Origin of the sequence: Flavobacterium cutihirudinis (assembly GCF_003385895.1) — a bacterium.
Lineage (GTDB): Bacteria > Bacteroidota > Bacteroidia > Flavobacteriales > Flavobacteriaceae > Flavobacterium > Flavobacterium cutihirudinis.
Window position 1 is genome coordinate 301,654 of sequence record NZ_QRDQ01000009.1, and the last position, 21,225, is coordinate 322,878.

11 protein-coding genes are annotated in these 21,225 nt (G+C 34.7%); 3 read left to right on the forward strand and 8 right to left on the reverse strand.

Translation table 11 applies throughout. The features are described from left to right. The first annotated feature begins 200 nt into the window (after nucleotides 1–200). Nucleotides 201–3,194 (forward strand): endo-alpha-N-acetylgalactosaminidase family protein, encoded by a 2,994-nt coding sequence (locus BD847_RS12195; RefSeq protein WP_115888547.1) that lies wholly within the window; start codon nucleotides 201–203, stop codon nucleotides 3,192–3,194. A gap of 93 nt (nucleotides 3,195–3,287) precedes the next feature. On the opposite strand, the gene BD847_RS12200 is transcribed toward BD847_RS12195, so the two are convergent. Beyond that, nucleotides 3,288–3,677 carry a surface-adhesin E family protein gene (locus BD847_RS12200; protein WP_115888548.1) on the reverse strand — a complete coding sequence of 130 codons (390 nt, stop codon included), beginning with the start codon at nucleotides 3,675–3,677 and terminating at the stop codon, nucleotides 3,288–3,290. 185 nt (nucleotides 3,678–3,862) lie between these two features. Beyond that, complete coding sequence (locus BD847_RS12205) at nucleotides 3,863–4,669, reverse strand: DUF2490 domain-containing protein (RefSeq protein WP_115888549.1); 807 nt, start codon at nucleotides 4,667–4,669, stop codon at nucleotides 3,863–3,865. A gap of 388 nt (nucleotides 4,670–5,057) precedes the next feature. On the opposite strand from BD847_RS12205, the gene BD847_RS12210 reads away from it, so the two are divergent. Then, the gene (locus tag BD847_RS12210) at nucleotides 5,058–5,555 is read left to right on the forward strand and encodes a hypothetical protein (protein ID WP_115888550.1); all 498 of its coding nucleotides are present in this window, start codon (nucleotides 5,058–5,060) and stop codon (nucleotides 5,553–5,555) included. 132 nt (nucleotides 5,556–5,687) lie between these two features. Here BD847_RS12210 and BD847_RS12215 read toward each other — a convergent pair whose 3' ends face one another. The 6 genes from BD847_RS12215 to BD847_RS12240 all read right to left on the reverse strand — a co-directional run bounded on the left by BD847_RS12215 (nucleotide 5,688) and on the right by BD847_RS12240 (nucleotide 16,148). Next, nucleotides 5,688–8,126, reverse strand: a complete 2,439-nt coding sequence (locus tag BD847_RS12215) for a DUF4982 domain-containing protein (protein WP_115888551.1) — start codon at nucleotides 8,124–8,126, stop codon at nucleotides 5,688–5,690. Between the two features lie 127 nt (nucleotides 8,127–8,253). Beyond that, nucleotides 8,254–9,285, reverse strand: a complete 1,032-nt coding sequence (locus BD847_RS12220) for a glycoside hydrolase family 53 protein (protein WP_244201596.1) — start codon at nucleotides 9,283–9,285, stop codon at nucleotides 8,254–8,256. 3 nt (nucleotides 9,286–9,288) lie between these two features. Next, a complete protein-coding gene (locus tag BD847_RS12225; RefSeq protein ID WP_244201597.1) occupies nucleotides 9,289–10,386 on the reverse strand; it encodes a glycoside hydrolase family 53 protein in 1,098 nt (365 codons plus the stop codon). Nucleotides 10,387–10,494: 108 nt separating this feature from the next. Continuing rightward, complete coding sequence (locus BD847_RS12230) at nucleotides 10,495–11,562, reverse strand: SusE domain-containing protein (RefSeq protein ID WP_115888553.1); 1,068 nt, start codon at nucleotides 11,560–11,562, stop codon at nucleotides 10,495–10,497. Nucleotides 11,563–11,592: 30 nt separating this feature from the next. Then, on the reverse strand, nucleotides 11,593–13,200 hold the full coding sequence (locus BD847_RS12235) for a RagB/SusD family nutrient uptake outer membrane protein (protein WP_115888554.1): 1,608 nt from the start codon (nucleotides 13,198–13,200) through the stop codon (nucleotides 11,593–11,595). Between the two features lie 5 nt (nucleotides 13,201–13,205). Next, nucleotides 13,206–16,148, reverse strand: coding sequence for a SusC/RagA family TonB-linked outer membrane protein (locus tag BD847_RS12240; protein WP_115888555.1), 2,943 nt, complete (start codon nucleotides 16,146–16,148; stop codon nucleotides 13,206–13,208). A gap of 781 nt (nucleotides 16,149–16,929) precedes the next feature. Between BD847_RS12240 and BD847_RS12245 the strand changes: the two genes are divergently transcribed. Further along, complete coding sequence (locus BD847_RS12245; RefSeq protein WP_115888556.1) at nucleotides 16,930–21,000, forward strand: hybrid sensor histidine kinase/response regulator transcription factor; 4,071 nt, start codon at nucleotides 16,930–16,932, stop codon at nucleotides 20,998–21,000. Nucleotides 21,001–21,225: the final 225 nt, after the last annotated feature.

Below are 21,225 nucleotides of genomic sequence, written 5' to 3' on the forward strand. Positions count from 1 at the left end.
TAATAAAATGCAGTTGGCTTGAAAAGTGTGCTCGAACACATTTTTATTCAATTTGCTTGTTTTATTAAAAGGAATACCCTAGTTTCGTAATTCCAAAGCTAGAAAAAAGACGTTTTTTCAATCAAAGAATAAACGTAACACACATTATCACAACACATTAAACTACCAACATAATCGAGAAAAATTAATTCACCAAAAAAATGAAATCATTACGCATTAGTGCTCTTTTCTTACTTCTTTTGCAAATACTTCCGATACAATCTTGTATTGCAAAAAGCAACCACCTTTTTATCGATAAAGACGGCATTCAGACCATAAAATCAAAAACACTTAGCATCTCTGTAGATTCTTCTTTTCCGAGGATAATCCAATACAATTGGACTGCAAACGAAAGTGTTTTTTACGGTCAGGAAGATAAAATATCACAAGTAAAAATTAATGGGAAGCTTTATACTCCTGAAACTACGTTTTCGTTGATAAAAAATGAGGCTCATTACACATTAGACATTCCGGAAATCAAAGTCACGGTAAAAATTCAGATCAAAGTTGTTGACAATATTGTTGAATTTAATGTGACCCAAATTGCAGAAAAAGGAGATTTTAAGGTAAGCACTTTCGAAATACCTAACCACAACTTGCTTTCGGTAAGAAGTACTCAAAAAGGAGCATCTTTCGCTGGGGCAAAAATGTTTACAAACGTTAAAGGCAGCGGCGATGTATTTGAACCGCTTACAGCAACAGTAAAAAAAGACAGTATTGCAAAAGGCTATCTTTATGGGATCTTAAACAATGACCAACTTGCGGCAAGCATCTGGAGCAATTCGACTGGGGAAAAAAATGACGATGACAGGGTTTTAAAGCAAACTACTAAAAAAGAGGATTATAGCAGAATTGCAATTTGGAATGGCTCTTGGATTTATCGTGCAAAGGGCATGAAAACTCCTGATCCGCTTCCGGTTGTTAAAGTTGTCATTACCAATGATATAAACAATGACAAAAAAGTAGACTGGCAAGATGGCGCTATTGCTTTTAGAAGCATCATGAACAATCCTTTAGGCAGCGAAAAAATCCCTAATTTGGTCGTACAGCGTATTCCAATGAACTTTGCGAGTCAGGCAACCAATCCGTTTACAAAGACTTTAGACGAAACCAAAAGAATTTTCCTAAACACAGATGGTTTGGGCCAATATGTTATTCTAAAAGGATACGGATCTGAAGGACATGATTCTAAACATCCCGATTATGGTGATATTGGAAAAAGACAAGGTGGCGCCAAAGACATGGAAATGCTTTGCAAACAAGCGATTAAATATAATGCTTTGATGGGCGTACACATTAATGGTACCGAATCTTATCCTGAAGCTACGGCCTTTGATGACTCTTTGGTTAACAAAACAAAAAAAGGATGGGATTGGCTAGATCCTTCCTATTATATCAACAAACGTTATGATGGTACTTCGAACAACAGAATGCTAAGACTTAAATCGCTAAAGGATCAAGTCCCTTCTCTTGGATTCATTTATTGTGATGTTTGGTATGACAAAGGTAGTTGGGATAGTAAAAAACTGGGACGTGAAATTCATTCATTGGGCTTAATGCTAACTACTGAATTTCCTAATGATCACGAATATGACGCTGTTTGGAACCACTGGGCAGTTGATTACGATTATGGCGGAAAAGATATTAAAGGATTTAATAGTCAAATTGTTCGATTTATTCGCAATCATCAAAAAGATACCTGGATTGGAAGACACCCATTACTTGGCGGAGCAGAAATGAAAGATTTTGAAGGATGGCAAGGTAGAAATAATTTCGACGATTGTATTAAAATGACCTTCGCTACAGATCTTCCAACAAAATACCTACAACATTTCCCTATTCTAAACTGGGAAGAAAGCGGTATTACTTTGGACAAAAATGTAACCGTAAAAATGGTTTCGGATAAAAGAATTATTACTAAAGATGGTAGAACAGTTTTAAATGGTGACACTTATCTTTTGCCATGGAATCCGTTGACGGAAGAAAAACTGTATCATTGGAATGCATCAGGCGGAACAACAACTTGGGAATTGCCTGAAAGCTGGAAAAAATTAAAAACGATTGTACTATATAAACTTTCTGATCAAGGAAGAGAATTTGTACAAGAATTGGAAGTAAAAAATGGTCAAATTGAACTTAATGCAGAACCAAATATTCCCTACGTTTTGTACAAAACCAAAACTGCATCTCAACCAGCAATGGTTTGGGGAGAAGGAACTTTTATAAAAGATCCTGGTTTCAATAGCGGTAATTTGAAAAACTGGACTGTTGAAGGTTCTGGATTTTCTGTAGTTCGAAATAAAATTGGTCAATATGAACTTGAAATGAACGGAACAGGAGCAGCAACAGTAAGTCAAACACTTTCTGGATTATCGGCTGGAACTTATTATGCTTCTGTATATGTTGCTACTTCTGGTAACAGAAGAGCTTATTTGGGAATAAAAGACTTTGGTGGACAAGAAGTTAGTACTTACGCGACTAATTCTTTATGGAAAAATTACATTGCTGCCGATTCGAAACACGATACGAACTTACAACGTATGTATGTTTATTTTAAAGTACCACAAGGTCAGACTACTGCAAAACTATTTTTACATGCCGATGCAGGTACTGAAACAGTTGTATTTGACGATATTCGTGTAGTGCCAATTAAACAGGAATCAAAACCATTGGATATCTTTTTTACTGAAAATTTCGAAAATATTCCAGATGGTATATATCCATTTATTAAAGGGCCTGCGGGAGGTGTAAACGATCCAAGAATCCATTTATCAGAAATACATGCACCTTATACTCAAAAAGGCTGGAATGGTAAATTAATTGATGATGTACTAAATGGAAATTGGTCTGTAAAAGCGCACAGCGAGGAAGTTGGTTTATTGTTTCAAACAATTCCGCAAACTGTTCGTTTCAAACCGGGTAAAACGTATACAGTGACTTTTAAATATCAATCATCTGGTGCTGATTATGCTTTGGTTAACGGAGACGGAATAAAAAACAATCTGTCAATTGTTATAGATGAAGCAACAACGACAAAAACGCTTTCTTTCAGTTTCATTGCTTCCGAAAATGGAAATTCATGGTTTGGAATTGAGAAAATTAATGATAAAGAATCCGATTTCGTTTTAGACGATTTGGTGATTATTGAGAAGTAATAAAAAAACAAAAAAGAGACGATCTGCAGATCGTCTCTTTTGTTTTTACTTCATTAGTTATATTCTATTTTGAAATTACTTTTTCATCCAATGTCATGTTCCACAAAAAGTTATTAGTAATCCTTCTCCAATTGAATCGGGGTTTACATAGTCCATTTCTACAAGAAGTTCATTTTGACTAAAACTTTCCAGGACTTTTCCATCCTTATTGTAAGTTGTCGATTTAATTATTCCCATTTTTTTTGACCTGCAATCAAATTTCCATAGAGAAACACTATAACCATCTACGCTTTTCTGTTCTCTTGATGTTTTGCTTGAGTAGTATTTGATTTTATCAGAAACTACTTTTATCCAAGCAGTTTCATTTGTATTCGATTTATAGTAATAACTACCAGCATCTGGTAATTCAAATAATAATTTCCAATCTTGTGAATATGCAAAAGAAAAGGCAAAAAATGTAATTAAGAGAAATAGTTTTTTCATAATCCTATAATTTAAGTTGATGAATATTCCTGCTAACATTCTGTGGCAGTATACATAGTTGAAACTAGCGCACAGATTAATTTTCTGTTAAAGATAATTTATTCTGTGAAGAAAAACGACAATGTGAATTAACAAAGAACCGTTTCACAAAACCAGAAACTAGGCCTAAAAGAATTTATGAAACATCAATCCGCACCGCCATCAACACTATCAAAGGTTTCCCTTTCCTTAGGTCGGATACTGTATTTGACCGAAACCATTGGTCCATAGTAAACATCAAATTGAGTTCCGTTTGTACGCAGTTGCATCTGACCAATTACACCGGCTAAGAAATGAATATTGGGAGTAATCCCAGCCGTATAATAAACTGATAATCTGAAAATATCAAAACGTTCTTCGGCATAATCTTTATTGGCAAACTTGAGCATCAATTCTGTATAATAACCAATATTTGGCGCCAGAAATATTGGTTTTTCTTTCGTTTGACGTAGATAATGGTTCACTCCAAATCTTGCTCTTATTCGGGGAATTACCTGTTGCTGCCCCGTTCTGTCGTCAAAAAATTTGGTTTCAAAACGAACCTGTTCAAAAAGTGAGCCTTTAGGCATTTCCTGCGTATAAGTTCCCATAACAATTAGTCTGTTTTCGAGTGTTTCATAATTGCCCATTTCTTCTACAGCATATTTCTGATTGTGTGCATATCCAAGCCACAATTTCATATTCTTTAAACCTGAATACACAATCCAGGGACGTACCACAACACGCTGCGTATATTCAAACGGATTGACAGTATTGTAAGCTCCTTGGGTAACCAATTGAAAATCGACCTGACCGCTTAAATGCCATTTATCATAAATTGGAAAAGCGATATCACCTTCTGTAATAGATGCAGGAATGAAACCCATAGTATAAGGTGCATCAAGTTGCCCATAAACTACTGATTTGCAAACAATAAAAAGCAATATCGTAATCGCCATCTTAAATTTTCTCATCACTTTTCCTAATTAAAGTCGAGTATGTAATTTCACTTCATTGTCAAGAGAATATAATCTTTATTAAGGATTCAGTAGGGCCGATTATCATCTTTCTTTGACACAGCAAATTACAATTTATAGAAAAACCATTTTTTTAAAACAGGTTGCAAATTCTAATTTGCAACATCTTAATTAGGTTTTCTATAACTTGCTTTCTGTAATTTGAGAACAGTTTTTCAAATAGTTATAGTCATACAAAAATCAAAATAAAAAAGGCAATTATGGTAAACTAATTAATCTTCTTTATAATCACTAATAGCTGATTATACAAAATCCGAAATATATTATGTAACAAGGCGAGCTCAAAAAAAACTAAATTTGAAATGTTTAACTAAAACATACAATCATGAAATATTTTATACTATCCTTCTTATCGATTTTCATTTTTTCCTGTCAGCAAAAAGAAAATAAGAATGTTATTGTTGAGTCTTCGGATACTATTCAAAAAGAGAAATTTAAAGACGAAAACAAGCAAATATCTGAAACTCCTGAAGAAGAGAACAAACAAATTGGAGACACTATTTTCATGAATTCTAAGAATAAAAAAGACCTTTTCATCGCTGAAGGTTCTTTAGATTCTTTACATCCAAGAATATATGTGAAATTTAAAATCGAAGATTTAGGCAAATTAAAAGGGAATATTGTTCCAACTACAGGAAAAGGAAACATCCGTTTTAACCAAATTATATTTCCCGATAAATCCTCAGATGGTCCGTTTGGAATGGATTTAACTATTCCACTCAAACAAAAAGGAAATTATGTTCTCGTAATTGGACATTCGCAAATGGCAGACAATCCCTATTATGGTAAATTTAAAGTTGAGCTTGAAAATAAAGGAAACTAAAAAAAAACCGAAATAAACGTTTTTTACAATCAAAAAATAAGAACAAAAAAACCGCACCTTTATAAAGTGCGGTTTACGGTACTCCTACCGATTTGTAATCAAAAACTAACTTAAATAATCTGTAATAAATCTTTAAAGTTCTGACTTCAGATTTATTTTACCTTTCTGAAGTCCTTTTCCAGTTACTTCCAATTGAATTGCTCCCGGAGTTTTGATTGCTTTAACCAAAACCACAAGCTTACCACTGAAAAGCTTCATTTTATTGTCGTGAAATATCTCCAATGACGTAGCATCTCCGTTACATGCAGCTCTGTAAGTTGCAGCACCGGTTACTTTAAATTGTAATTCATTTACTGCTGTAGGACATGGAATTCCGTTTTTATCTACTACCGAAACCGTTACAAAAGAAATATCCTCTCCATCTGCTTTGATCGTTTCGCGATCTGCTTCCAGAACGATTTTATAAGCTTCTCCGGCAGTTTTAATCTCGCTTTCAGCCGCTATTTTTCCATCAGAATCAAATGCAACTACTTTTACAGTTCCTGGTTCGTATTTCACATCATTCCACATTAAACGGTAACGATTTTGCGGACTTGAATTATTCTTTTTCTGAACGCCCATGCTTTTTCCATTTACAAAAAGTTCGGCGCTATCGTAATTCGTGTAAACGAAAACAGGAGTAATTTCGCCTTCTCTTCCTTTCCAGTTCCAATGTGGGAGAATATGAAGTGTTTTATCCTTCGTATTCCATCTGCTTCTGTAAAGATAAAAGCGATCTTTAGGAAGTCCAGCTAAATCGGAAATTCCGAAATAAGAACTTCTTGATGGCCATTTTTCATCATAAGGTGTTGGTTCTCCTAAATAGTCAAAACCTGTCCAGACAAATTCGCCAATAACCCAAGGTTTGTCATCCTGAAGCACAAAATCTTCATCCGGAACATTTGACCAACTACAAGCTTCAAGATCATAAGAAGAACTTTGAAAATCATTGTATTCTTTATTCTTTGCCTGTACAACAGGAAACTTATAAATTCCTCTTGAACTCACTGTTGAAGCCGTTTCTGAACCTAATATAAATCCTTGTGGAAATGTTTTATACGCTTCTTCGTAAAGGTGAACTCTATAATTTAATCCCGGAATATCGAGCAAAGCTCCAAAGCCAGATTCCATAGTTGCTTTTACCTGATCCATACCAACAGTCACGGGTCTTGTAGGATCTTCACGGTGAAAAATATCCTGCAGCCATCTGGCACGTTTTACCCCTTCAGCTCCCCATTGATCCGGAACCTCATTACCTGAACTCCACATTACAATACAAGGGTGATTTCTTGTGGCTCTTACTAAATTTACAATATCTTTTTCTGCATATTGTTCAAAAAAGCGATGATATCCGTTTTCTACTTTTGGCTTTGCCCATTCGTCAAAACTTTCAGCCAAAAACATAAATCCCATTTCGTCAGCCAGTTCAAGTTGTTCAAAAGAAGGCATATTATGAGAACTTCTAATCGCGTTACATCCCAAATCTTTTAGAATTGTCAACTGTCTGCGAAGTGCCGCTTTGTTGATCGCCGCACCAAGAGGCCCTAAATCATGATGAAGACAAACGCCTTTAAATTTCGTTATTTTACCATTAAGGCTAAATCCTTTATTAGGCTCGTATTTAATAAATCGGATACCAAATTTTATGTTTTGTTCGTCTTTTAAAGTTCCGTCAACGGAATACAATTTGGTTACAGCCGTATATAAATAAGGGGTTTCAGGGCTCCATAAATTAGGTTTGGCGACTTCAATTGTCTGATGGAATTTTCCATCTTTCATATCTGTAGCCTTTTGCGTTGCCACAACTTTATTATTAGCATCTTTTATCTCCGTTACCATTGATAAATTACTGCCAAGAACCTCAGCTTTAATGTCTACAACAGCATTGTCTGCTTTCATTTCCGGAGTTGTAATAAAAGTGCCCCATTGTGCAAAACTTTCGTCTTCTTTAATAACAATACTCACTTTTCTATAAAGACCTGCTCCGGGATACCATCTTGAAGAAAATGGCAAATTAGTCAGTTTTACTGCCAATAGATTTTCTGAACCCGCTTTAAGCTCATTGGTAATATCGATAGAAAAATAACTATATCCGTAACCCCATTCCCCTATCTTTTTTCCATTCAAATAAACTTGAGGTTCGCTCATTGCACCCTCACAAATAAGAAGTGCTTTTTTTCCTTTTTTGAATCCCGGAATAGAAAATGTATTACGATACCAGCCTGTTCCAATATGCGGAAGTGATCCCGTACGACCCGTTTTTTCAGTAGCAACTTTTTCTCCGTTTTGTTCAATTGCCGAAACCTGTTTGTCCCATTCTTTATCAAAAGGTCCATAAATCGCCCAATCGTGTGGCACACTAACTTTTTCCCATTTTGAAGTATTATAATCCACAGAAAAAGCATCTCCTTTTACTTCTTTAGAAAAACGCCAGTTCTCTTTTAAAACAACAGTATTCGATTGTGCCATCATTTTTCCAGACGAAAAAAAGAATAGGAATAAGAATAATACGGACTTAAAAATTAATTTCATTTTCGTTTTATTTTTTCACCATTAAGGCATTAAGTTAATTAAGCTTGGTGTTTGTTTTTGGCATTAAAAATCAAGTTAATTAAGCTTGACTTAATTAACTTAATGGCTTAATGGTAAAATTTAGTATTTAATTTTTGAAGGCATCCAATGCCGGTGATGGTTTTCCGTCAGAAAGCCAAGCATTTAGCTGATAACCGCTCCAGCTTTTTTCGCCTTGTGGTTCCCAATAAATAACGCCTAAACCTTTATTATTAGGCACGCTTTGTACCGCTTTTATAGTGGCTTCAAGCATTTCTTTGGTGTTTTGTACTTGTTCGAAATCTCCTCCAACTTCAACAACCATAACTTCTTTATTGTAGCGCGAAGCCATATCTTTTAGATTATTTTCTAAATCTAAAATGGTGCTTTGATAATCGGTTTTAATCCAATACGGATAATAGGACAATCCAATTACGTCATATTTTACCTTGTTCTCAGTTGCTTTATCAAAAAACCATCTGAATTTTTCACTTTTATTTCCTTCATCCAAATGAACAATTACTTTCATTTTTGGATCGACAGCTTTTGTAGCTTCATAGCCTTTATTAAGCAATCGTGCCAACTGACTGAAATTGTCTGTGCTGCCTTCCGGCCAAAGCATACCACCTGGAATTTCATTTCCAACCTGAACCCATTCCGGAGTTACTCCTGCTTTTTTCAGCATTTTCAAAACATCATATGTATGCTGATACACATCGGTCAACAATTCAGGGAAAGAATGTTTTGCCCATGCAGCAGGCTTATTTTGTTTGCCGGGATCTGCCCACGAATCGCTGTAATGAAAATCGATCATAATACGCATTCCCATTTTTTGTGCGCGAACCGCCATCACAACCGTTTCTTCCGGGCTGCAGTGCCCGCTGGCTTTATCATCATTTGGATTTACCCAAACACGTAATCTGATTGTATTAATTCCGCGGTCTTTTAATAATTGCAGACAGTCTTTTTGAGAACCGTCTGCATCATAAAATTTATAGCCAGTTGCTTCCATTTGAGGCAACCAACCTATATCTGCTCCTTTTGAAAATGAGTTTTTTTCACTGATCATTTTTGATTTACATGAAGTAAAAAAAACGGCAGTTAGCATCAAAATGGAAGCAATTTTAAGAGATTTTTTCATGTTTTAGTCTTTACTGAAAGCTTGCATTACTGATAAAGCATTGTTATCAAAACTATACAAAGCCTGATTTTCGAATGTAGAACCGGTTGTCGATTGTGTTCCTTTGAAAGCAACCCATTCACCACCCCAATACGCAAATCCTTGCCCAAATTCTGAGGTTTTTACTATGTTTTTAATATCTGTTACAAAAGTTCTTTGTCCTGTTGGAGTTGCAGGATAACCCGGAACCAACTGATCACTTGTTCCTACGATATTATTTGTTTGATCGTTATGTAATAAAGTAAAAGGATAAGCTGTTTCTGCAATCAAAACTTTTTTACTGAATTTCTTTCCTAAAGCGTCAATAGTATTTTTTACTTCCGTTAAATCTTTTCCATGCCAAACAGGATAATAAGACAATCCGATATAATCGTAATCAATACTTTTCATTTTATTGAAAAACCAATCTGTGCCGCCGCCATTAACACCTGCATAATGAATCATTATTTTTGTGTTTGGCGCTTTACTACGAATCGCAGTACTTGCAGCAGATAGCAAAGCGATACATTGTTGTTCGTTGCTAATTAGATTTCCTTGTGGCCATAATAAACCGCTATTGATTTCATTTCCAATTTGAATAATATCCGGATTAATTTCTGTAATTATCGAAGTGGTATAATTAGTAACTTCCGTTTTTAAATCGGCAAAAGACAATTTTTCCCATTCTTTAGGAGTTGTTTGCATTCCCGGATCGGCCCAATCATCAGAATAATGAACAGTAAGCCAAACTCTTAAACCTGCTTGTCTAGCTTTTTGCGCTAATTGTTTTACTTCACTAAAACCGGAACGACCGTTTACAGGATCTTTCCATAAACGAATTCGGACTGTATTAACACCCGCATTTCTTAAGGTTGTAAGCATTCCTTCGGCTTTGCCATTGCTATAAAATTTAGTTCCCAAAGCTTCCATTTGAGGAAGAAAAGAAACATCTGATGCTCTGATAAAAGTATCGCTTGCATCTGGCGGATTAACAACTTCTGTGTCTGCATTATCATTACTTGAGCACGAAAACTGAATTGCCGTTATAGCAAGTAACCCAAGAATTTTTATATATTTTTTCATGAGATGAATTATAAGAATTGAAATTTTGAACTAAAAAACAAGTTCTTGTTATGTAAAGAAGAAGCCTCAAATTAGAACCATCGAGGCTTCTATCTTTTTAAATTCAGTTTATGGAGTTGGAATAAACATATAACGTCCATCTAAATCATTGAACCAGATTTCATATTTTCCAGCTTCAACAAGAATATCTCCGCCATTATCACCCCAGCTTACATCCCAGCTATTGTTTGCTCTGAATTTCATTTTTCCGGCTTTAAGAGTTTGGGTAACTTTCCAAATATGAGCATCAAATGTTGATTGAACCAACGGAACATCTGTACTCCATCCCGTGTCATCGCCCGTTAATACAGATCCAGTCATCGTAATTGTAGCATACGTTGTCATTGGTCCTGTGTAAGGCGTGATTTTGTATGTCAATTCTTCAAGATTAATTTCAAAACTATAGTAACCAGCAGTTGGCGTTGGGAAAACACCCGGATCTGCATCACCTTCTGTTGCTCTGTATTGTACACTAGCTCCATTTGCTCCGTACATTGGAGCCCAGAAACCAAGTTGCTCAATTAATTTAAAACCATCTGCTTTGAAATATCCTGTATAATATTGTTTTGCATTTTCTTTCGGATCTCTGTAAATTGGCATGTTGTTGTTATTTACGTCCCAACCTGCAGCAGTTCCAGGACCTACTAAATACAAATCAACTTTAGGGAATACACCTCTGTAAGGAGTCAATGCAATTGTAATTGGTGTAGAAAGTTTTGGTTCTGAAAGTGTTGTTCCAACCGTAGATTTAATTCTAACATCAATTGTACCTTCTTCACCCGGAATAAGTCCAAGTGCGAGTGCTCTTGTATTAAGTTCGGCTACTGTAATAGAAGCGTGTGTAGAAGTTGAAGTTGTAATGTCTACCGGTGCAGCAAATTCTGTGTTACTTGCTGCAAACTGCACAGTATAAGTAACAATTGTTGGAGCGCCATAACTTACTTTTTCCCAAGTAAAAGTTAGGGCAGTATTGTTTGGTGTTTCTTTATTAAGAATAGTAGAAGAACCATTATCAGGCGTAATGATTGCAAAAGCAGCTTCTTGCGGTTCTAAAATCATTAAATTCTCTTCGTTTTCACAAGACCAAAGCCCTGTAAGTACAACCACTGCTATAAATAATTTATATATAAGTTTCATTTTGTATATCGTTTAAGTTTAAAAAAAGTTTTAGTAACCCGTGTTTTGAGTTAGATTTCTATTTGCTCCCAATGATCCTTCCGGAATAGGGAAAACGCTCATATAAGCAGGAATAGAAATTCCTTTTGATGAATTACCTTTCCAAGCCCAGTTGTAAGATCCTCCCGTATATTTTCCAAAACGGATTAAATCTTGTCTTCTGTGTGCTTCCCAGTGTAATTCACGTGCTCTTTCATCAATTAAGAAATCAAGCGTTAATTCACTTAAAGTAATATTTCCGACAGTCGAATTAGAATTAGCTCTTTGTCTTAAAGCATTTACATAATTTAATGCCTGAGTAGTTGTTCCGTTTCCGCCTCTTAAAGTGGCTTCGGCATACATTAAATACACATCGGCTAACCTGAATAATGGAAAATCAGTATCAGCAAAAGTTGAACTAATTCCGTTTACGCCAGCAGACGTTTTATTAGAAAATTTAGACAAAATATAACCTTGTGTTTTTACACCGATGTCTGCAATATCAATAGTTCTTTGTTTTGACGGATCACCCTGAACACCTTTTCCAATTGTATTTCTAGTATCCTGGCTGAATTTTGTACCATCAAATTTCTGAGCAAATTCTTTTCTAATTCTAAGTGCTCCAGTCCAACCGCCAATTCCAAAATCGGCACCATTGTTTTCCCACGCTCCGATTTGTCCGTTTGTTAAAACCGTTGTTGCTCCCCAGTTTTGAGAAACCGCACCGTCAGATTGGATTCCGAAAATGATTTCTTCAGAAGTATTGTTATCTGCTTTAAAATTGTCCAGATATTTTGGTTTTAAAGTATAACCGCCGGCAATAATTTCATTACACATTGTAATACAATCATTATAACGATCTGCTTGAATATATACCTGAGCATTCAAATACATTTTAGCCAAAATCATACGTGCCATAGATTGATCCAGTCTTCCGTATTCATTTGTTCTGGCTGCTTTTAAATCTGGTAAAACGGCTTTTAGTTCACTTTCGATAAATTCGAATAATTGCTTTCTGTCAACTTCAGGTCCTGTAAAATTTATTGGGTCATTCTCCGTATACATTGGCGCTTTTCCAAACAAATCCATCATGTTATAATAAGCATACGCTCTTAAAACACGAACTTCTTTTCGATCCAATTCAATTTCAGTTAAAAAAGCAGGATCGTTAAGACCTCTTGAACTTAACATTTCAGGTGTACTTTGGCGCAAGAACTCATTGGCGTAAGCCACAGAAACCATTGTTCTACTGAACATTCCTAAAATAACAGGATTTGCTGGTGTCCATATATTACGCTGTAATTCTGCAGTTCCTCCGTCATTTTCATAACTCCAAACCAATTCGTCTGTAGTTAACTCCTGTAAATACAATAAACATCTTGTAAACTGACTTGTTCCGGCATCCACACCTTCGAGCGAAGAGTTATCTGGACCAAGAACTCCTGTCAACGTTAGATTTCCGTAAACTCCTGCAAACGCATTTTTGTATCCTTCCTTTGTAGAAAATAATACATCAGACGAAAGAACATCGTCATCTTTAGAGACTACATTTAAATCATCAGTACAAGACTGAAAAGTGGCAGTCAAGGCTACTATTGCTATTAAAATATATTTTTTCATGGTGATTAAAATTTAAGATTAAGACCAAACAAGATAGATCGCTGTCTCGGATAAATGGTTTTATCCACACCGTTATTTGTTATTTCCGGGTCTAAACCAGTGTATTTTGTAAGTACAAAAACGTTTTGCATTCCAGTTGATATTCTTAATGAAGCTTTACTGTTTACCCAGTTGTTCAAAGTATATCCTAATGTAATATTGTCTAATTTTAAGAAAGAAGCATTCTCAATATAAAGATCTGATAATACAACATTTGACGTGGTTTGAAAATTAGTTTCTAGTACCTGAGAAGGAATATTACTTAAAACTCCTCCGTTTTCCATTGCATCGTATTGTGCTCTTGAAGCATCTACGGCATTAAAAATTCGATTCCCGATACTTGCTCTTAAATTGAATGAAAAGTCGAACTTTTTGTAATTCATATTAGAGGCAAATCCTAAAGTAAAATCCGGATCCGGGTTATTGTAAATGTATTTATCCGAATCGTTTTTGATATTATCACCATTTAAATCTGCAAAAGCACCTTCAATTGGTTTTCCTTCGTTGTTGTATAATTGCTTGTAAACATAGAAAGAATATGGTGTGAATCCTTCTCTGAAAATTTGTCCCGGAGTTCCTGTTCCTGCAATATTATCACCTAAAAAGATATCCGTTCCGTTTACCAGATTTTTGATTCTTCTTTCAAATTTTGACATATTAAAGTTCATGTTCCAGTTAAAGTTTTCTGTTTTAATGGCATTTGCATTAACAGTAAACTCAACACCTTTTGTGGTAAAACTTCCAACGTTTTGATACACGCGGTTGGAGAAATTACTACCGTCAGAAATCGCAGCATTTACCAATAAATCTTTCGATTCTTTGTAGTAAACATCAAGTCCTGCAGTTAAGCGATTCTCAAAAAATCCGAAATCAAGACCTGCGTTGTATGAAGTAGTTTCTTCCCATTTCAAATCGTTTGTTCTTTTTGAAGGAAGTGCAACCGGAACCGGGCTTGCGCCAAAATAATACTCCGAATTTCCACCACCAACTTGGTATTTTTGCAAGTATCCGTTTGGTTCAGGAATATCTTGTTGTCCTGTAATACCATAACTTAATCTTAATTTTAAGTCAGAGAATGTTGTACTTTCTTTAAAGAAATCTTCTTTAATTTTCCAGGCGAAAGCTGCTGAAGGGAAATTACCCCAACGATTAGCTTCTTCAAATCTCGAAGATCCATCTCTTCTGTAAGATAGCGTCAATAAGTATTTATCTCTGAAATTTAAATTTGTTCTGGCAAAAAATCCGATTAAAACAACATCTGTATCTAAAGTAGTTTCAGGAAATGTTGATGGCAAATCAGGATTTAGAATATTACCCGTTTCAAATCTTGAACTTTGAAATTTTTGATATGAATAACCACCAGTTGCTTCAAAATTCAATGAATTGAAAGTTTTGTTATACACCAAATAAGTGTCTAATAATTTATTCTTTCTGGTCGCTTCTGTATATTCATTTGTACCATACGGAATGTTATTGTTTGATGGAGCAGAACCTGCATCTGCACCAACCAATCTTCTTCTGTCTCCGTTCGATTCATCGTAACCAACATTAATAACGGCTCTTAAAGCAGGAAGAAAATGGAATTTATAATCGATTTCGAAATTTCCAAAAATTCTATCATTCGTTCCTCTATCATTTGTATTCAATAACTGCGAAACAGGATTTCTGGCAGCCGTCGAAACTAATGGATAATTTCCATTTGCATCGATACCGGTAGTATATTCAAAATATCCTCCGTAAGGCGCGCCTTCTACTTTTATAGGTTGAGTTGGGTCAAAACCAATAGCAGCTCCTTCAACAGCATCAGTAAATCTGTTTTTTTCGTCTGTATAATTGGCAGAAAGTCTTAATTTTAAATGATTATCAAGAAAGGCAGGATTCATTACCAAACCAACTGTATTTCTTTTGAATTCATTTGTTAATCGCAAACCTTGCTGATCCGTATTTCCTAAAGTTAAACTTGTTGGAATTACATTGAATAAATTTCCTCTAACAGCCAAACTTTGATCAACTGTTCCTGTATTTCTGTAAATTGCTCTTTGCCAATCTGTATTTGCAGTTCCAAGTTTACTTAAATCATCGCTTCTTCTATCTGCAATAACACTTCTAAATTCATCTGCACTAAAAACATCAACTGTTTTAGTCAAAGTTCCCGCAGCGTATTGTACATTATAATCTACAGATAATGTTTTGCTTCCTTTTTTAGTCGTAATAATAATTACACCATTTGAAGCACGAGAACCGTAAATTGCAGAAGCTGATGCATCTTTTAAAACCGTAATCGATTCTACAGTTGCCGGATTCAGTGATGCTAAAAAGGAAGAAGATCCTGTATTTGTAGCATTATCAAGAGGCAATCCGTCAATAACAATAAGTGGATCATTACTTGCAAAAAGCGAACTTCCCCCACGAATTCTAATTTGTGAACTAGAACCCGGAGCTCCGGTTGAATTTACTGTTAAACCTGCAACTCTACCGTTTAAAAGGTTTTCTGTTGTAATATTATTTCCTTTATTAAAGTCTTTTGTAGTAAGAGCGGTAACAGATCCTGTAGCGTCTTTCTTTTTAACGCTTCCGTAACCTACCTGAACGACAACTTCTTTTAACTGATTTGTATCTTCTTCAAGAGATACACTTATGTTTTTTTGTCCGCCAACTGTAATAGTTTGATTGACATAACCAGTAAAAGAAAACGTGATTTTACTATCTGCCTTTACACCGGATAATTGAAATTTCCCGTCAAAGTCAGTCGAAGTACTGATGTTTGCCCCAGCTACTTTTATGTTTACTCCCGGTATGGGCTGCTTAGTAGACTTTTCTAAGACTACACCGCTAATTGTGTTCTGAGCGAAAACACAAAAAGGAAGCAAGAGTAATAAAAGTAAAAATTTGGTTTTAATTCTTTTCATACTTTTTTTAATTGGTTTTGTTTAAGTTAGTTTTGATAATTAGTGTTGATTATAAAATGAAGGGAAATAATTTTAAAAGAAACAAAGCCTGTATTTTTTAAATGGTTTCTTATAGAAATCATTTCTTCAAATTATAATCTGCTTCTTAAATGACCTTACTCAATTTCTTTTAGAATTAAGAAAGGTTTTCCTCTGGTAAATTGTAATTGGAATTTTGGTCATGTTTAAATTGGTTTTTGGTTACGATAATTAGTTAGTTTGTTTTCATTGACTTCGTTTTTGAACAAAAAACAAAATATTATTTTTCAAACGTTATAGCTCATCAACTCACATTGCAAATTAAGGGTACAACACGATTTTAAGACAGGGAAAAATTCATTTATAAAAGGGGACAATTTCGTAAAATCGCCCGTACAGCACTTAATAAAAACATATTCTTCATTTTTTTAGCATAAAAAAAATGACAAAACAAATTATAACCCATTATAAAAATATATTTAACAATCAGTCAAGTAGCAATTTTTAATCGCCATATTTTCAAAATATCTAATTGAAACAATCCAAAAACCTCATTCTTTAACAAGAAAAAACACAAAACACACGACAAGCTAATTAGTCTAAAAAACAAATGTTATTTTCACACATTATATAATAAATAAATTAATTTCGCAAAGTATGCAGATTTCAATTATATTCATATAAAAAAATGATCCGGCTTTCAGATCACATTCCTTGTATTTTTCGTATATCAAAGAGTAGCACGCTTTTTAAAAAAAAATCTATGAATAAGCTAAAGACCTTTCTTGTTATTAGTCTTCTTTCTATAAATATATTTGGACAGAATTACCCAATTAGACATCTTGATATTGCATCAGGGCTTTCTAATAATTCGGTTGCATCAATATATCAGGATCAAAATGGCTATATGTGGTTTGGAACTTTTGACGGACTCAACAGATATGACGGAAATGATTTTAAAATCTACCGCAATATTCATACTGATCCTAATTCTATTCAGGGAAACGCCATAAGCTGCATTGAAGGCGATTATAAAAATAATTTGTGGATAGGAACAACTGCAGGTCCTGTTGTTTTTAATGCCGAACGATCTGCTTTTAGTCCACTAAAATATTATGATACGAAGAAAAACATCAAACCTTTAAAAGTTACCGCTTACGAAATAATTGCTGTTCATTCTCAAAATATCATTCTTGTTGCTACCAAAGAGGCGATCGTACTTTACAAGGAAGGCGAGAAAATTGGAACCGCAATACCTTTTAATGGAAAATTAAATTATATCGCTCGATCGATAGCGTATCATGCAAAGAAAAAAATATTTTATGTCTTTGTAACGGGCTCCGGTCTTTGTCAATTCGACATTAAATCCAAAAAACTCACACTTCTCAACAATACTATTACAGGCGCGAATTGCATAAAACTAACAAATGAAGGACTTTGGATTGGTTCAGATGAAGGAGCTTATTTGTATAACGAAAACCAAAATACCTATTCTAAAAATTACTTTCAGGAAAAAACGGTAGTTCGTGATTTTTTTCAGCAAGAAAACAGACTGTGGATTGCTACTGATGGCGCTGGACTTTACACTATTTCAAAAGGTCAGTCTGCTCCTGTCGCCTATCGCGCAAGCGGCCCTTTTCCGTTGCTTAACAGTAAATCGCTGTACGATATTTTCGAAAGTAAAAACGGAGAAATGTGGTTCGGAACTTTGCGTGGCGGTGTTAGTATGATGGGTAAAAAACCGCTTTATTTTAATCATTTTAAAAGCAAAGATCCTCAGACGAATAAAGAAGATGAAGATCCTGCCGCAAACTTCATGCTTTCTTTTTGTGAAGATGAAAAGAAAAATATCTGGATAGGTACAGATGGCGCGGGAATGCGATATTGGAACAGGAAACAAAACACCTACGATGTTTATTCTACGACATCTGGTTTTGGTCGAAAACTTCAAAGCAATTTTGTTACCAGTATCGTCAGAGATTCTGACAATTCTATCTGGGTGGCGATGTGGAAAGGTGGCGTTTGCCGAATTGATCCAAAATCAAAAGCAATTCAAAATTTTTCGATTTATAATCAATTCACAAAAAAAGCAGAACAGGAATCGTGGTTGCTCTTTTTAGATTCAAGAAATACGTTGTGGCTTGCTATAACAAATGCAGGTGCATTATATCAATTTGATAGAAAACAAAATAAATTTATCTGCTATAGCAACACTTTGCGCGACGTAACTTGTCTTTACGAAACCAAAGATGGTAATATCTGGGGCGGGACTTTCAATTCTTTTTTTGAAATAGATTCTAAAACAAAAAAAGTGAAAAACTATCATTCTGATTATACTATAAGATGCATAACCGAAGATCAAAATAAAAATCTTTGGATTGGCACTGTTGAAGGCGGATTACTTTTATTTAATAGAAAAACAGGAACTGATAAAAAATATACCACCCAAAATGGCCTTTCCAGCAATACAGTACTTCGTCTTTTGGAAGACAAAAATGGCAATTTATGGATGAGTACGTATCACGGAATCTCCAGATTTAATCCTAAGAATAATACTTTTAGAAATTTTGGAGTTGCAGATGGACTACAAGGCAATCAATTTAGTTGGAATGCGGGAACAAAACTTTCTACAGGTGAATTTATTTTTGGAGGTATAAACGGCTTCAATGTTTTTCATCCTGACAATATAAAAGACAAAGAAAATACCGGTAAATTTTTATTAAATGATTTACTGGTAAACAATCAATCTCTACCGTTAGACAGCCCATATGTTACAGAAAAGAAACTCGAAATGATAAGTGCTGCTGAACTTCCTTATGATAAGTCGGCCTTAAGTTTTGATTTTGTGTATCTGGATTATGTCAATTCTGAAAAAATCAATACCGCATATTTTCTTGAAGGTTGGGATAAAAACTGGAATTACACTTCAAAAAACAACAGAGCAAATTATTCGAGACTAACCGAAGGAACGTATGTCTTTAAAGTAAAAACTACCGACGTTTTTGGAAATTGGACCAATGAAGTAACGCTGGCAACAGTGAAAATTCTTCCGCCCTGGTATAGAACATGGTGGGCTTACACCATTTATCTAATCGGTTTAATTGGTGCGATTTACGCCTATGTAGATTATCATAAAAATAAGGAAAGACTTCGTTATGAAATAAAACTTGCCCGAATGGAGCATAAAAAAGACAAGGAACACGCCGAAAAACAGTTTTCGATGTTTACTTATATGGCGCATGAATTACGTACTCCTTTGTCATTAATTATAAATCCGCTAAAGAGTGCCATTGAAAGAAAAAACCGCCCCGAAGATGATCTTGATCTAAATCTCGCTTATAAAAATGCCAAACGATTATTGAGCCTTACTGATCAATTATTACTTTTTAGAAAAGCAGAAACGGATCTCGATGAACTCAAAATTTCGAAGATAAATCTAAACCAACTTTGTCGTGAAATCTATGAAAGCTTTACGCAAATGGCAGCCGTTAAAAGCTTAAATTATCAATTTATTGAAGAAAACACACCAACCGAAATTTATGGAGATTATGAAAAAATTGAAATTACGCTATTCAATTTAATCTCAAATGCTTTCAAATTCACCCCTAATAAAGGATCGATAACTATTGAAATAGTGGAGAATATTGGTGATGTTTCGATAATTATATCAGATACCGGAAGCGGAATTCATGAAGATGACATCGATACTATTTTCGAAAAGTTCAAGCAAATTCAGTCTAAAAGCAGCAATGGTTTTGGAATAGGACTTTATATTGCCAAATATTTTGTAAATAAACATCATGGCGAAATAAAATGCAAAAGCAAAGTTGGAGAAGGTACTTCGTTTATTATCACACTTCCAAAAGGAAATAGCCATTTTGCGGAAATGAATATAAACGAAAATCATCCGCATATGTCTCCAATCGTAGGGGAACTTCTTGAAGGAATGCCTGCTGCTTCTCAAAATATATACGAAAAAAGTATCGAGCCATCACAACCGGAAAATCTTCAGGAGGAAATAATCAGTACTAAAAAAGTATTGTTGGTTGTTGAAGATAATCCTGAAATGAATCATTATCTCGTGCAGCTTTTTTCTAAAAACTACATTGTTTATTCTGCAGCCAATGGCCTTGAAGGATTAAAATTGGTAGAAAAACACATGCCTGATATTGTTCTGAGTGATATTTCTATGGAAGGCATGAACGGTTTGGATTTATGCAAAAAAATAAAACAAAACGATGATTTAAGCCATGTTCCGGTAATACTTCTTACCGCTACAACCAGCAACGATATTCACTTGCAAAGTATTACAGAAGGCGCCGATGATTATGTTACCAAACCTTTTGACAGTGAAATACTTCTTGCACGAGTAGATTCGGTTCTTCGAAACAGAGGGCAATTACGCAAGTATTTCTTAGACAGCATTACACTTCGTGAAAATGTAAATAAAGTTCCCGCTGAATACAAAGAGTTTCTTGATAAATGTATTGAAATCGTTGAAGCCAATCTCGAAAATAGCGAATTTAACCTAAAGAGTTTCTCAGCAGAAATGGGTATGAGCCATTCAAGTCTGTATAAAAAGATTAAAGCAATTTCGGGGCAAACCGTAAATGTTTTCATCAGATCCATCAGAATCCGAAGAGCCGCAGTAATTATGCTTACGGAGAACATTAATATCGCGCAGGTTGGACCGCAGGTTGGTATTGAAGATCAACGTTATTTCCGTCAACAATTCATAAAATTGTTTGGAATGAAACCTTCTGAATATATCAAAAAATATAGAAATTCATTTAATAAGGAATTGAATGTCATTCAGAAAAAGGATGTTACGTAATATTAAATTTATACTACTTGAAAAGTAAAGAAAGCCTAGATATGCAAATAAAAAAAACTTATTATTGACTTATGTAACGTTAGCTAAAAAAATCAATAACTAATGAATTTGAAATCAGTACACTATTTCTTCATTAACACAACTCCTTCTCTGGTTTCAGAAATCTAAAGTCTTTAATTACATTTGATGAAGTATATATTCCTTTTATAAAATGAAGACTTCAGT